Annotated in this window: 14 protein-coding genes; 12 read left to right on the top strand and 2 right to left on the bottom strand. The window is 44.8% G+C overall.

The window, feature by feature from the left end; translation table 11 throughout:
• The first annotated feature begins 37 nt into the window (after positions 1-37).
• The 6 genes from ACQ86K_RS24485 to ACQ86K_RS24460 all read left to right on the top strand — a co-directional run bounded on the left by ACQ86K_RS24485 (position 38) and on the right by ACQ86K_RS24460 (position 6,552).
• Positions 38-1,699: a UxaA family hydrolase gene (locus tag ACQ86K_RS24485; RefSeq protein ID WP_091166876.1), complete on the top strand. Its 1,662-nt coding sequence runs from the start codon at positions 38-40 to the stop codon at positions 1,697-1,699.
• Positions 1,700-2,071: 372 nt separating this feature from the next.
• Positions 2,072-2,836, top strand: a complete 765-nt coding sequence (locus ACQ86K_RS24480; protein WP_091166878.1) for an SDR family NAD(P)-dependent oxidoreductase — start codon at positions 2,072-2,074, stop codon at positions 2,834-2,836.
• A 13-nt stretch (positions 2,837-2,849) separates the two neighbouring features.
• Complete coding sequence (locus ACQ86K_RS24475) at positions 2,850-4,139, top strand: alpha-L-fucosidase (RefSeq protein ID WP_091166880.1); 1,290 nt, start codon at positions 2,850-2,852, stop codon at positions 4,137-4,139.
• A 12-nt stretch (positions 4,140-4,151) separates the two neighbouring features.
• Positions 4,152-5,003, top strand: a complete 852-nt coding sequence (locus tag ACQ86K_RS24470) for a fumarylacetoacetate hydrolase family protein (protein WP_091166882.1) — start codon at positions 4,152-4,154, stop codon at positions 5,001-5,003.
• Positions 4,990-5,823 (top strand): amidohydrolase family protein, encoded by an 834-nt coding sequence (locus ACQ86K_RS24465; protein WP_091166884.1) that lies wholly within the window; start codon positions 4,990-4,992, stop codon positions 5,821-5,823. The genes ACQ86K_RS24470 and ACQ86K_RS24465 overlap by 14 nt, the downstream gene beginning before the upstream one ends.
• A 522-nt stretch (positions 5,824-6,345) precedes the next feature.
• Complete coding sequence (locus ACQ86K_RS24460) at positions 6,346-6,552, top strand: hypothetical protein (protein ID WP_091166886.1); 207 nt, start codon at positions 6,346-6,348, stop codon at positions 6,550-6,552.
• Positions 6,553-6,633: 81 nt separating this feature from the next.
• Here the strand turns inward: ACQ86K_RS24460 and ACQ86K_RS24455 are convergent, their stop codons facing one another.
• Positions 6,634-7,131, bottom strand: a complete 498-nt coding sequence (locus tag ACQ86K_RS24455; RefSeq protein ID WP_091166888.1) for a DinB family protein — start codon at positions 7,129-7,131, stop codon at positions 6,634-6,636.
• A gap of 744 nt (positions 7,132-7,875) precedes the next feature.
• Here ACQ86K_RS24455 and ACQ86K_RS24450 point away from each other — a divergent pair.
• From ACQ86K_RS24450 to ACQ86K_RS24435, 4 genes are all read left to right on the top strand, one after another.
• On the top strand, positions 7,876-8,673 hold the full coding sequence (locus ACQ86K_RS24450; RefSeq protein ID WP_091166892.1) for a HipA family kinase: 798 nt from the start codon (positions 7,876-7,878) through the stop codon (positions 8,671-8,673).
• On the top strand, positions 8,660-9,034 hold the full coding sequence (locus tag ACQ86K_RS24445) for a DUF3037 domain-containing protein (protein WP_090528220.1): 375 nt from the start codon (positions 8,660-8,662) through the stop codon (positions 9,032-9,034). The genes ACQ86K_RS24450 and ACQ86K_RS24445 overlap by 14 nt, the downstream gene beginning before the upstream one ends.
• 192 nt (positions 9,035-9,226) lie before the next feature.
• A complete protein-coding gene (locus ACQ86K_RS24440; protein WP_091166894.1) occupies positions 9,227-9,637 on the top strand; it encodes a hypothetical protein in 411 nt (136 codons plus the stop codon).
• Positions 9,638-9,795: 158 nt separating this feature from the next.
• Positions 9,796-10,641, top strand: a complete 846-nt coding sequence (locus tag ACQ86K_RS24435; protein ID WP_218134398.1) for a ThuA domain-containing protein — start codon at positions 9,796-9,798, stop codon at positions 10,639-10,641.
• Between the two features lie 225 nt (positions 10,642-10,866).
• On the opposite strand, the gene ACQ86K_RS24430 is transcribed toward ACQ86K_RS24435, so the two are convergent.
• Positions 10,867-11,757: an IS1595 family transposase gene (locus tag ACQ86K_RS24430; RefSeq protein ID WP_189549506.1), complete on the bottom strand. Its 891-nt coding sequence runs from the start codon at positions 11,755-11,757 to the stop codon at positions 10,867-10,869.
• Between the two features lie 127 nt (positions 11,758-11,884).
• On the opposite strand from ACQ86K_RS24430, the gene ACQ86K_RS24425 reads away from it, so the two are divergent.
• A complete protein-coding gene (locus ACQ86K_RS24425; protein WP_091175333.1) occupies positions 11,885-12,118 on the top strand; it encodes a hypothetical protein in 234 nt (77 codons plus the stop codon).
• 302 nt (positions 12,119-12,420) lie between these two features.
• Positions 12,421-13,272: an alpha/beta hydrolase gene (locus ACQ86K_RS24420; RefSeq protein ID WP_091175330.1), complete on the top strand. Its 852-nt coding sequence runs from the start codon at positions 12,421-12,423 to the stop codon at positions 13,270-13,272.
• Positions 13,273-13,322: the final 50 nt, after the last annotated feature.

Below are 13,322 nucleotides of genomic sequence, written 5' to 3'. Positions count from 1 at the left end.
TGTCCTTACTAAAAAAAGGGCCGATCATATACAAATAATGTCAACACAAAAGGAAACATATTTAAGGATCCATCCGCATGATAACGTACTGGTAGCCTTACAGGACCTGCCGCAGGGAACCGTTATCACGTTTGATGGACAAACTTTTACACTGGTAGATAAAGTAGCGGCAAAGCATAAATTCGCCATTAACGAACTGCCGGTAGACAAGGAAATTTACATGTACGGCGTGCTGGTAGGCAAAGCCTCGGCCGTCATACCGCAGGGTGGTTTGTTAACCACCGAAAATGTGCACCACGCAGCCGAAGGCTTCCATTTGGGCGAACGCAAGCTACAATGGCACCAGCCCGATACGACTAACTTTGAAGGCAAAACCTTTATGGGCTACCACCGTGCCGATGGTTCGGTAGGTACAGGTAACTATTGGATAGTGGTACCGATGGTTTTTTGCGAAAACAGGAATATCAACGTATTAAAGGAAGCACTGGTTGATAAGCTGGGCTACAAAAAAGCCAAAAGCTACGAGGGCGATGTGGAGCAGTTGATGGAACTTTACCAGGCTGGTAAATCTGTAGAGGAGATCTTGAACGCCGATATCCAGGTATCCGAGGATAAGCCAAACTCTAAACGCCTGTTCAAAAATATCGACGGTATTAAATTTCTGAGTCACAGCATGGGTTGCGGCGGCACCCGCGAGGATTCAGATACCCTTTGCGGATTGATAGCAGGCTACATTACCCACCCCAACGTGGCCGGAGCAACCATATTAAGCTTAGGCTGCCAACATGCGCAGGTGAGCATTTTGCAAAATGAAATTGCTAAACGTGATGCTAATTTCAGCAAGCCGCTGGTAGTATTGGAGCAACAAAAAGTAGGCACCGAAAGCGAGCTATTGAAACAAGCTTTGAAACAAACCTTCGCGGGTTTAGTGAAAGCCAATGAAACAACCCGTCAACCTGCACCATTGTCAAAACTGTGTATTGGCTTGGAGTGCGGCGGTTCGGATGGTTTTTCGGGCATTTCGGCTAACCCTGCATTGGGTTACTTGTCTGATTTGCTGGTTACCATGGGCGGATCCGTGATCCTGTCGGAATTCCCTGAGCTTTGCGGTGTGGAGCAGGAACTGAGCGACCGTTGTATCGATGTGGAAACCGCTAGCCGCTTCATGCACCTCATGACTACTTATAATGCACGTGCAGAGGCGGATGGATCGGGCTTTTATGCCAACCCGTCGCCGGGCAATATCCGCGATGGATTGATCACTGATGCCATTAAATCGGCAGGTGCCGCTAAAAAAGGCGGTACGTCGCCGGTAACAGCAGTTTTGGATTATCCTGAAAAAGTAACCAAACCTGGTTTGAATTTACTATGTACCCCCGGAAGCGATGTGGAAAGCACCACTGCCGAAGTAGGCGCAGGCGCAAACATCGTACTATTCACTACCGGTTTGGGGACACCTACTGGCAACCCGGTTACGCCGGTCATCAAACTATCAACCAATACGGCTATGTTTGAGCGTATGCCCGATATTATAGATATTAACTGCGGTACCATTATTGAAGGTTCCGAAACCATTCACCAGGCCGGCGAGCGGATCCTGGATTACGTAATAAAAGTAGCCAGCGGCGAAGCCGAACCTAAATCGGTAAAACTTGGCCAGGATGATTTTATCCCGTGGAAGAGAGGGGTGTCGTTGTAATATAGGAGGTTGTTGGTGACAACACCAACAACGGCGAAAGATTTGCGTGGAGGCATAAAGTTGTAGGTGACAACACCAACAACGGCGAAGAGGAGAGTGTCGTTATAACATCAATAAAAGCTGGGGCTCGTGCGATTCCCTCCCTCGGGAGGGTGTAGGGAAGGGTTTCTTCGATATGCTTAATCGGCAAGCATGGCGTATAAACCCCTCCCTGCCACCGCATAGTCCAACCGCACCCCTCCCGAGGGAGGGAATTGAAAAAGTTGTTGGTGACAATACCAACAACGGCGTTGAGAGATAAAATATTAATAACCATAAAACAAAAAAGTCTCCCCTTTCGGGGGAGATTTAGAGGGGGCCCGGCCCGTACTTATGTTCAAACTAACCAATAAATCAGTAATTATAACAGGCGGCGGCAGCGGCATAGGCAAAGCTATGGCCGTGTTATTTGCACAGCAAGGCGCCGAGGTTCATATCATCGAATTAAACGATCAGGCGGCAGCCGATACCGTGACCGAAATAACTACGGCGGGCGGTAAAGCTACGGGCTATGCCTGTGATGTAAGTAACCAGCAGCAAGTGGTTGATACTTTTACCAAAATAGGTAAGATAGATATCCTGATCAATAACGCAGGCATAGCGCATATTGGCAGGGCAGATAATACCAGTACCGAAGATTTTGAGCGTGTGTTTAACGTGAATGTTAAAGGCGCTTACAACTGCCTTTACGCGGCCCTCCCGGCAATGAAAGCCAATGGCGGCGGCGTGATCCTCAACACGGCTTCCATAGCAGCTAGCGTTGGCATTACCGACAGGTTTGCTTACTCCATGAGCAAGGGCGCCATCCATGCTATGACCTTATCTGTAGCGCGTGATTTTCTGCATGATAACATCCGTTGCAACTGTATCTCGCCGGCAAGGGTGCATACACCTTTTGTGGATGGGTTCATCGCCAAAAACTACGCTGGTCGTGAGGATGAAATCTTTGAAAAGCTCTCAAAAAGTCAACCGATAGGCAGGATGGGTAAACCGGAAGAAGTAGCTGCTTTGGCACTTTACCTTTGCTCAGACGAAGCTGGATTTATTACCGGCACCGATTATCCTATCGATGGCGGCTTTATCACCCTGAACAATTAAAACCTGACTTAATATGATTAAAAAGCTATTATTAATGGGTATGCTGCTTGGCGCCGTACGCGCGGGCGCTCAAACCTACACGCCAACGACCGACAACCTTGCTGCAAGGCAAAACTTCCAGGATATGAAGTTTGGCCTGTTTATTCACTGGGGTATTTACAGTGAGCTTGGCGCGGGCGAGTGGGTGATGAATGAAAAGCATATCCCTTATGATAGCTATAAACGTTTGGCCGATTTCTTTAATCCGCAGGCTTTTAACGCCCACGACTGGGTGATGTTTGCCAAAAAAGCGGGCATGAAGTATATCACCGTTACCTCGCGCCATCATGATGGGTTCAGCATGTTTGGTACTAAAGCATCGCCGTACAATATTGTTGATGCTACTCCTTACCACAAAGATCCTTTAATGGAACTGGCACAGGAATGTGTTAAGGAAGGTATTGAGCTGCATTTTTACTATTCGCTATTGGATTGGGGCCGCAAGGATTATGCTTATGGCAGTCCGATAGTTGACGGCAAGCCCGCAAACGGCGACTGGGACAGCTACATCAGTTTTATGAAAGCGCAGCTTACGGAACTCATTACCAAATACCCCGGCGTTAAAGGCATTTGGTTTGATGGCCACTGGGAGCGTGATGTTAACTGGCATTATGACGAGATCTACGGATTGATCCATAAACTGAACCCTGCTATACTGGTAGGCAATAACCATCACCTTGAGCCAAAAGAGGGCGAAGATTTTCAGATGTTTGAAAAGGATTTGCCCGGAGCTAATACTACAGGTTTCAGCGGTAAATCAAAAATAGGTGCATTACCTTTGGAAACCTGCGAAACCATTAACAACAGTTGGGGCTTTAACATTACCGACAGGAGTTTTAAGTCATCCAAACGCATTATCCATTACCTGGTTAACGCGGCCGGTTTAAATGCGAACTTTTTATTGAACATAGGCCCGATGCCAAACGGAAAAATTCAGCCTGAATTTACCGATACGCTGGCTGTTGTAGGCGCCTGGGTACAAAAAAATGGCGAAGCGATTTACGGTACCCGCGGCAGCGGTATCCCGGCACAGCCATGGGGAGTAATCACTCAGAAAGATAAAAACCTGTATGTGCATGTGATGACAGCACCGCAACAACCCTACGTTTTCATTCCGCAATTAAAAGGAAAAGTAACCAAAGCCGCTTTACTGGCCGATGGCAGCGCGGTGAAATTTAAACAACAAACCGAGGGCGTGTTTGTATATCTTAGCGGCGTGGCAACCGACCCTAACGATACTATTATTAAACTGACAACTAACTAATACAACGATAATATGAAACTTATACGATTTGGCGAGATTGGGAAAGAGAAGCCGGGAATTATACAGAACGATAAAAGATATGATGTATCGGCCTTTGGCGAAGATTACACCGAACAGTTTTTTGAAACAGATGGCATCAACCGCCTTACCGCTTTTGTACAGGATAATTTACTGCCCGAAGTTGCCGATGATGTACGCTTAGGAAGCCCTATCGTGCGCCCTTCAAAACTGGTTTGTATTGGTCTTAACTATGCCGACCATGCCAAAGAAACCAATGCACCGCTGCCGCCTGAGCCGGTGATCTTTATGAAAGCTACCACCGCTATTGTTGGTCCGTTTGATGATATCATGATCCCTAAAAACTCCGTAAAAACCGATTGGGAAGTGGAACTTGCTGTGGTTATCGGGAAAAAAGCATCGTATGTGGAAGAAGCTGAGGCTATGGATTATGTGGCCGGTTACGTACTGCACAATGACGTAAGCGAGCGTGAGTTCCAACTGGAGCGTAATGGTACCTGGGATAAAGGTAAAGGCTGCGACACCTTTGCGCCGCTTGGTCCGTTTTTAGCTACACCTGATGAAATTGCTGATCCGCATAACCTGCGCCTATGGTTAAAAGTTAACGGCGAAACCATGCAGGACGGTACTACCTCAAACTTTATATTTAACCTGCCGCACCTGATCTCGTATACCAGCCAGTTCATGACCCTGCTGCCGGGCGATATTATATCGACAGGTACACCTGCAGGTGTTGGATTAGGAATGAAGCCGCCGATCTACTTAAAAGCGGGCGACGTGGTAGAATTAGGTATTGAAGGCCTGGGTGAATCAAAACAAAACCTGATAGCTTATGCTAAAAATTGATGCACATCAGCATTTCTGGCAATACAACCCGGTAAGGGACAGCTGGATCACTGAAGACATGCAGGTAATAGGGCGGGATTTTTATCCCGAAGACCTGTTACCTGTACTGCAAAAACACGGCATGGATGGCAGTGTCGCCGTCCAGGCCGATCAGTCGGAAAAGGAAACGGAATTTCTGTTAGATCTGGCATCCGTTAATCCCTTCATCAAAGGGGTAGTAGGCTGGATAGATTTGAAAGCCGATGATCTGGAAGACCGCCTGCATCATTTTAAGAAATACGAAAAGCTTAAAGGCTTCCGGCATATTCTGCAGTCGGAGCCCGATGAGCAATATATGCTTGATCCGCAATTTAAAAAAGGCATCGCCGCTTTGGGCAAACACGGATACACTTATGATATCCTCATCTTCCCTAACCATTTGCCGTATGCCGCGCAATTGGCAGCTGAATTTCCGGATCAAAAGTTTGTGCTCGACCACATGGCCAAGCCCTACATCAAAGCCGGGAAAATAGATGGCTGGAAACAGGATATCGAAAAGCTGGCAAGCTATCCCAATGTATCCTGCAAGGTATCGGCCCTGCTCACCGAGGCGGACTGGGACAACACTCCCGCAGCTGATTTTATCCCTTATATCGATATTGTATTCAACGCTTTCGGTATCAACCGGGTATTGTTCGGCTCCGACTGGCCAGTGTGCCTCCTGGCCGGAGGCTATGAAAAAACAATGGAGGTAATGGACCTGTATGCTGAAAGACTATCAGCTGCAGAAAAGGAATTGTTTTTTGGTGGGAACGCGGCTGCTTTTTACGGTTTAGGGTAAATTCCAGATACTTAAAAGTACCTAAAATGTCATTTCGATAGAGCATTGGGGCGCTGAGCGCCGGGGGCGAAAGAGAAATCTTATACGACTAACAAGAACGCATGTTCGGGACAGGGCGCATAAGATTTCTCCTCACGCCATCACTATCTCCCTGCCCGCCTTCGTCGAAATGACAATTCTTTTTATTCATTTCACGTTCCATAATCTCATCAAATTCCGCGTTTTTACGATACTTCGCCACTGTACTAAAATCACTAAACTGTGCTGTATATTATTTATTTCAAAACGATAGGCTCTATTATCAATATGATAGCGCAGTGTTTAGTGCATTTAATTATAAATCAATTAAATGTCAGCATAAATGTAATATTACGGTAACACAGAGCGTCAGATATAAGTATGGCACACATTTAGCTGTATGTACACATGATGGGTATAAAATAACATTAAAAAGGCGAACCATTTCTCTCCCGATAACGTTATATGGGTACCAATCAGACTTAAATTTTTATGTTAGACGTTATGTACACAACCCTGTTACAAGTTGTAGTCCTGCTTGCGGTTTTCATTTTGCCGATGTTCATATTTGGCAAAAAGATCAGGAACAAAAAAGTAAAGACCGTTAATTATAAGATAGATACCGATACCTCTGAGGCCCGATATGCTATTAATGAAAATGGCTTCCTTGAAGAAATAAACACAGGCAAGCTGTCAAAGCACCGTAGTTGAGTGCAAAACATACAAAAGCAAAGCACACTTTTGCCTGCTTTGCTTTTGTATTTAAAAACTGATCTTATTACTCCTGTTTTTTCAGAAGCCCTGCTCATCGGCACTTGGGCCGTAGCTGCCCGGTATCGGGATATCCAGTAAACGTAAATAAACTCCCAACTGTGCCCTGTGGTGTACAATCTGGCAGTAAGTCATCCTGATCACTTCTGCTTTTGTCCGCTGATTAAGGATCTGTTCGCCATTACGGAGCGTCCAGATTTTATCAAACGTACTAACGTCAGCTTTTTGCAGGCTCGAATAGCCATCGGCCAATGAATCCTCAAACAACTTCAGCAAATCGGCAGTGCCGCTCACTTTTTTAGGCTCGTAAGGTACAGTGGCAAAATCCAGTTCGTCGGTATTTAAGGTAATAGTAACCCAGGTAGGTAATTCAGCAATGTGGGTCGAGAGCTGTTCAATGGTCATGCTTTTAGGGTGCGGCTTCCACTGGTATTTATCGTCGGGGATGCGGCTCAGCATTTTTTCGGTGGTTTGAGCTTCCTGCTCCATCTCCTGCAATAACGATTTCAAAGTGTCCATAAGTGTTGTTGTTTGTTTTATGATGTAAAATAACAAAGGGGTAATGACAGCCCTATGTCAGCAGGGACCGGGGAGGGTAATATTATTTTTCTGAACCGTGATTTTTAGGATTGGCAGGATGTTGTTGGTGGATAGGGTTCATTACCCGCTCTGTTAATATACCCTGATGATAGGTACTTGAGATTTTTCCATGAGTGGTTTTGCTGATTAAATATTAACTTCGTAAAACCTTATAACAAATGAAGAAACAAAACCTGTTGTTGCCGGCAATTTTAGCGTTGGCTATCGCATCCTGCAAGAAAGAAAAAATGATCAGTCCAAAGATATTCCTGTAACAACTCTTATTATTGGCAATTGGAAAGCCACTTCAATAGCCGAAATAGATTATACAGATGGAATACGCACTGGCTATGATACTATTGCAAATTATCCTTTAATACAATTTAAACAATTTAATAAAGATGGCACCGGAACAAGTACGAACAATTTATTTACTTATGAAAAGTTCAACTTCAGTATTTCCGGTAGAACGTTAACGCTTACAAACGATACAGTAACAGATTATAACGACAAAACAAAAAGCAGGCTACCTGATAGGGTATTTAAAATAATAAAAGTGAACTCAGCTACTCTTGGTTTATACTATGAAGTTCCGCCGTATGTAGAGGATGGAAAAAATAAAAGCTTCACACAAAATACTTACTACACCAGGCAGTAATGTAAGTATTGAATAAATTTGCAGCTATGAGTTACACACCACCACAGCTCCGCACCGTTAACGTGATCCGTTACGTAACGCCTTTGCGCGAGGGCGGGTCATTACCGGCCATTGCCGAAGCTGATGACGAATTTTTATATGTACTGAAATTCCGTGGGGCAGGCCAGGGGGTAAAAGCCCTCATTGCCGAACTTATTGGCTGCGAAATAGCACGCCTGTTAGGTTTCAAGGTCCCTGAGCTGGTATTTGCCAATTTAGATGAAGCCTTCGGCCGTTCGGAGGCTGATGAAGAGATCCAGGACCTGCTGAAGTTTAGTGTAGGGCTTAACCTGGCGCTGCATTATTTGTCGGGCGCTATTACTTTCGATCCGGCGGTAACTATTGTTGATGGCAAACTGGCTTCGCAAATAGTTTGGTTCGATTGTTTGCTTACCAATGTAGACCGCACCGCCCGTAATACCAATATGCTGATATGGCATAAAGAATTGTGGATGATTGATAACGGCGCCGCGCTGTATTTCCATCACTCATGGAATAACTGGCAGGAAATGGCTACCCGCCCGTTTTTACAGGTGAAAGACCATGTGCTGCTGCCCCGCGCCAACCAACTGGATACGGTTGATGCTGAATTTAAAGCAATCCTAACGCCCGAAAAGATCCGTGATATTGTGGGCTTGATCCCCGACGAGTGGATCACCTACCGCGATTTTGAAGAAACGCCTGAAGAAGTGCGGAATATATATGCCGAGTTTTTAATAACCCGGCTGACCGCTTCAGATGTATTGGTTAACGCCGCAAAACAAGCCCTATATGCAGGTATTTGAGTACGCCATAATCCGCGTTGTACCAAGGGTGGAGCGCGAAGAGTTTATCAATATAGGGGTGATCCTGTTTTGTCCCAAACAAAAATTTTTAAAAGTATTGTTCAAGGCTGATGATGCAAGGTTAGCTGCCTTTTGCGGTGACCTTGACCTGGATTGCCTGAAGGAAAATATTAATTCGCTTGAGCGGATCTGTAATGGCGAAAAAGATGCAGGGCCAATAGCTCAGTTAGATCAGCCATCACGCTTCCGTTGGCTTACGGCTACACGCAGTACGGTGGTGCAGGCATCCAAAGTGCATCCGGGCATGACCGCTGATGCGGAGGCTACGCTGAACAGGTTGTTTGAGCAGATGGTGTTGTGATGATATTTGCCCGTGAGGACACAGGCAAAGGGGAAGACAAGAAACTCGCGCTCGTTTGTAACGAGTGCGTAGCTGGGTTTGCGTTTATAACGCACAGGCGATACAATCGCCAAACCATATTAAGCGCTCGTTGCAAACGAGCGCAAGGAGGGAAGCTATTGGAACTTTGTTTATGATACCACTCCTATACAAATGCATTCCGCCACAGCGACTTTTGAAGCCGAACTTAATAAAGCTTTGGACATACTAAAACTCAATAATGGTTATGATGGAAGGATAGTGCTCAATGAAATCTTCATATCTGTTTTACAAGCCACTTCTGTTAATAAGACCGATTCGGCAAACCTAAAGATCAACGGTTATGGAACACGAACCTTTCCTGATACTTGTTTGATGGTTGATGAGGAAAATTACAAGTCGATACTAAAATCTGCACAGAGTGATTCCTTAGTCAACTTTTATATAGGAAGTGTATTTTTAAATCATCAAAGAATTTTTAACATCAACTATCCTGCTTTAAAGCAAGGTAAAAAAACATATTATAAAATTGACGTTTACAGACAACCATGCGTTATGGATGCGGTGCCAATCGCTATAGATTAATTATGTACGGCAGTATTTGTGTTAACCCGCCGCGACAGTGTTACAGTGTTGTCATCAACTTCTAATCCCCCCTACATCACCTCTCACCCCCACTTTTACTAACGCCGACCCTGTAAATCCCTTATTTTTATATCACAATTATAACCACGGGGATTTTTATGATCTATCAAATCAATATCAGGAAAGTAATACTGTTTGCCATCGTGCTTTGCATGGCATTTTTTTGTGTAAGCAGCGCCCATGCCCAAAGCCATAAAAAATTCAAAGTAATAGCCTTTTATACCGGCCGGAGCGACCTGGCGCATATCAGCTTTGTGCACGAGGCTAATCGCTGGTTTCCTAAAATGGCTGAAAAGTACAATTTTACCTACGACAGCACCAACAACTGGGCAAATATGAACCCGGAGTTTTTGGCCAAATACCAGTTAGTAATATTTTTAGACACCCGCACTGATAACCCCGAACAGCGTGCAGCTTTTGAACAGTATATGAAAAAGGGCGGCGCCTGGATGGGGTTTCATTTTTCGGCCTTCGCGCTTACGCCCTCGGACTTTCCGCAAAACTGGGACTGGTACCATAACGAGTTCCTTGGTTCGGGACAATATGTGAGCAATACCTGGCACCCAACTTCGGCGATTTTAAGAGTTGAGGATGCTAATCATCCGGTAATCAAAGGCCTGCCCACCATTTTTAAAACAAACCCTAACGAATGGTACCGCTGGGAACACGATCTCCGCAAAAATCCGGATATCGATATCCTGCTTGCGGTTGATTCAACAAGTTTTCCCTTGGGTACAGGCCCAAAGCAACACGAGATCTGGCATAGCGGTTACTACCCCGTAGCCTGGACTAATAAAAATTACCGCATGGTTTATTTCAACATAGGCCATAATGATATGGACTATGACGGCGGCACCAACAAAGAGTTATCGCAAACTTTTGAAAATGCCGATGTTGATAAACTGATCATCAACTCGCTGCTTTGGTTAGGCAGAGGAAAGTAGTGTCACCAGCCCACTGAAGCAGAAGTTTTATTTTTACGTGGGTTTAGGCGTCCACGCCCTGAACCGTAACCTAAGAAAAAAACTCTTCAAAAGTGGGGGAATGTGCGATTCCCCTCTTGAGAGGGGCGGAGGGGTGTGTTATTCTACGTGGGGCTTATCGCTTGTATAACACACCCCCTGCTCCCGCTCTTTCCCACCGCGCCCCCTCTCAAGAGTAATAGCCCATCAAGAGGCAGTAGCCATTTTGTTAATTAAAAAGTTAAACACCTGGTTATTGCCTCTATTGTTATATTTAAATGTGAACTCATTCAGGTATGATTGCAAATGTCTGAGCGATACTTTATGGTATTGACCATATATCCCCCGTTTTAACAATGTCCAAAAGCCCTCAATCGTATTGGTGTGATACTCTCCCCGGGCATACTCTTCTTTTTCCTTGTTTAATACCTGATGTTCACGGAATATTTTATTTAAACCGGCATATCCACCAAAGCCGTCCGTTACAATAGTAGCATCTGTGCTCACTGATTGTTCAACAATGGGTTTGAGCGTTTTCCCATGTGCCTTATCTATGACCTGAAGCTTTAGACGGCCATCCCGCTCCAATAACCCAATCACGGGCTGTTTATCCTGCATGCCGGTGACCTGCAAATTATTATCGCGCCTTTCCTGCCGCTTTTTCTTTGAGTGATTGGCTTTTTTACCACCTAAATAAGTCTCATCTACCTCAACAATACCCTTAAACAAACCGCCATCCCCGCCGTCCCGCATGGCTTCCCGTATCCGCATCTGCAAATACCAGCCTGTCTTACGATTGCATCCCAGATCCCTGCTTAACTGACGTGCAGATAACCCCTTTTTCGCATTCAGCATTAATGAAATAGCCAAAAACCATTGCGGCAAAGGAAGTTTGGTGCCCTCGAAAACAGTGCCGACCAAAACGCTATAGCTGCGGTTACAGCTATTGCAAATATGCCGTTGGCTTTCCTGGCGCTTGCTGCTCCGTTTGCTGTTGCAATACGGGCATTCTGGCAATCCTTGCCATCTTAATCCTTCAAGATAGTCTATGCAACTGGACTGATCTGGAAAACGCTTAATCGTCTCTATGATATTCATTATCATAAATATACAAATTATTCCTGCCTTTTCATGGGCTATTACTCTCTCAAGAGGGGATTTTAAAGCGCTTACGCTAAATTAATCCCTTAGGTAATGGTTATGGCGTCCACGCCTGAACATGGTCATGGATGGAGCGGCTATCGCTCCCGGTCACAGGCAGAAAATCCTGCGTATTCCGGCGCAAAAAACTATCGGAAAAACAGACCATAAAAATGGTGTCGCTACCTTGTCAGTATGCAAGACAGGCAAAGCCGCCATTTGGTTTTTTCTCAAAAAAATCCTAAAAATCAGCAAAAATTACACTTTTAAATGTCGCCGTTTTAATCTTTCGAAAAAAAGTATTTTAAACTCTTTATAGTTTTAAGTGTTGATTATCAGTATTTTAATGATGTTTCAGGTAAATGATTAAAGTATTGAACATCAACGTGTTTCATAAAATAGGTGTCCCGCGTTTTTACATTCAGAATTTGGAACACTCCAGTTTTCCGGAAAAAGAACGCCGGGAGGATTTTTAAATTTTTATGGGGAATCAAAAATTTGGGACATGCGTTTTGTTACAATTGGAATGCAAGGCTTCGTCGGGACAATGTAAATAAAATACCTATTGGTATATTTTAAAGGCGCTTTTGCTTATTTTGCCGACGAAATCCTGCGTCGCTTATGAAAAAGTTAAAAACGGTATTTAACCAGGTAAAATCTCTTAACGGCGCCGGGGCGCCTGATATGATCAGTTTGCTATGGCAATTGATCTGTTATTCGCCCAAAATGCCGGTACGCCTGCAGCAGCAACTTTTGCTTGATGAAGCCAAACCTTTTACGCTTGAAGTAGACGATCCTCATTTTGCCAAATCTACTTTAAAGTTCAAGGGGTTTACCTGGGGAGAGGGGAAACGCAAAATACTTATCACCCACGGCTGGGGCTCAAAAGCCGCCGACTTTGCCGAGCTCATCACAGCTTTAAAAAGTGTTGATGATATGCAGGTAATAGCTTTCGATGCACCGGGTAACGGCAGCTCGGAAGGAGAGCTGTCAAACCTCCTGCTCTTTGCCAAAGCTGCGACTACGGTAATCAAAACCTTTGGCGCACCCGATGTGCTCATCGGTCACTCGTTAGGGGCAATGGCCAATGCCATCGCTATTAAGGAAACAGCTATTCAGCCTGCCTTGCTCATCAGCATTGCCCCGCTAATCAATCTGAAAGAGAATTTTATAGCCAGCCTGAACGCGGCCGATGTAGCTCCTGGTTTACAGGATCAATTCTTTACTAATTTTGAGTCATTGTTTGATATGGAGGCTTCGCATTTTACACTCCATAATTTATATCCTGGCGGTTTGGTCAGGAGGCATTGGTTAGCCTATGACCCGGAAGATAAAATTGCACCCTTCGCATTCCTGGAAAACTTCCTTATCGCTCATCCCGAAGTTGAGACCAAAGTATACCAGGGCCCCGGTCATGAACGCGTTATTAAAGATGAGCTTGTTATATCAGATCTCGTTAGTCTGATAGCTTAATTTTTATATATAGTAATTTGGCTTTAAGCTTTTAGCCTTCTGCTTTTAGC

Origin of the sequence: Mucilaginibacter sp. P19 (assembly GCF_050632265.1) — a bacterium.
Classification (GTDB): Bacteria; Bacteroidota; Bacteroidia; order Sphingobacteriales; family Sphingobacteriaceae; genus Mucilaginibacter; species Mucilaginibacter gossypii.
This window is presented reverse-complemented; position numbering and strand designations above follow the sequence as displayed.

Excerpts from the sequence above, each read along its gene's own strand:
- ACQ86K_RS24460 (WP_091166886.1), top strand. The coding sequence starts at position 6,346 with ATGTACACAACCCTGTTACAAGTTGTAGTCCTGCTTGCGGTTTTCATT.
- ACQ86K_RS24425 (WP_091175333.1), top strand. The coding sequence starts at position 11,885 with ATGGATGGAGCGGCTATCGCTCCCGGTCACAGGCAGAAAATCCTGCGT.
- ACQ86K_RS24485 (WP_091166876.1), top strand. The coding sequence starts at position 38 with ATGTCAACACAAAAGGAAACATATTTAAGGATCCATCCGCATGATAAC.
- ACQ86K_RS24455 (WP_091166888.1), bottom strand. The coding sequence starts at position 7,131 with ATGGACACTTTGAAATCGTTATTGCAGGAGATGGAGCAGGAAGCTCAA.
- ACQ86K_RS24480 (WP_091166878.1), top strand. The coding sequence starts at position 2,072 with ATGTTCAAACTAACCAATAAATCAGTAATTATAACAGGCGGCGGCAGC.
- ACQ86K_RS24445 (WP_090528220.1), top strand. The coding sequence starts at position 8,660 with ATGCAGGTATTTGAGTACGCCATAATCCGCGTTGTACCAAGGGTGGAG.
- ACQ86K_RS24420 (WP_091175330.1), top strand. The coding sequence starts at position 12,421 with ATGAAAAAGTTAAAAACGGTATTTAACCAGGTAAAATCTCTTAACGGC.
- ACQ86K_RS24475 (WP_091166880.1), top strand. The coding sequence starts at position 2,850 with ATGATTAAAAAGCTATTATTAATGGGTATGCTGCTTGGCGCCGTACGC.
- ACQ86K_RS24450 (WP_091166892.1), top strand. The coding sequence starts at position 7,876 with ATGAGTTACACACCACCACAGCTCCGCACCGTTAACGTGATCCGTTAC.
- ACQ86K_RS24440 (WP_091166894.1), top strand. The coding sequence starts at position 9,227 with ATGCATTCCGCCACAGCGACTTTTGAAGCCGAACTTAATAAAGCTTTG.
- ACQ86K_RS24465 (WP_091166884.1), top strand. The coding sequence starts at position 4,990 with ATGCTAAAAATTGATGCACATCAGCATTTCTGGCAATACAACCCGGTA.
- ACQ86K_RS24430 (WP_189549506.1), bottom strand. The coding sequence starts at position 11,757 with ATGAATATCATAGAGACGATTAAGCGTTTTCCAGATCAGTCCAGTTGC.
- ACQ86K_RS24435 (WP_218134398.1), top strand. The coding sequence starts at position 9,796 with ATGATCTATCAAATCAATATCAGGAAAGTAATACTGTTTGCCATCGTG.
- ACQ86K_RS24470 (WP_091166882.1), top strand. The coding sequence starts at position 4,152 with ATGAAACTTATACGATTTGGCGAGATTGGGAAAGAGAAGCCGGGAATT.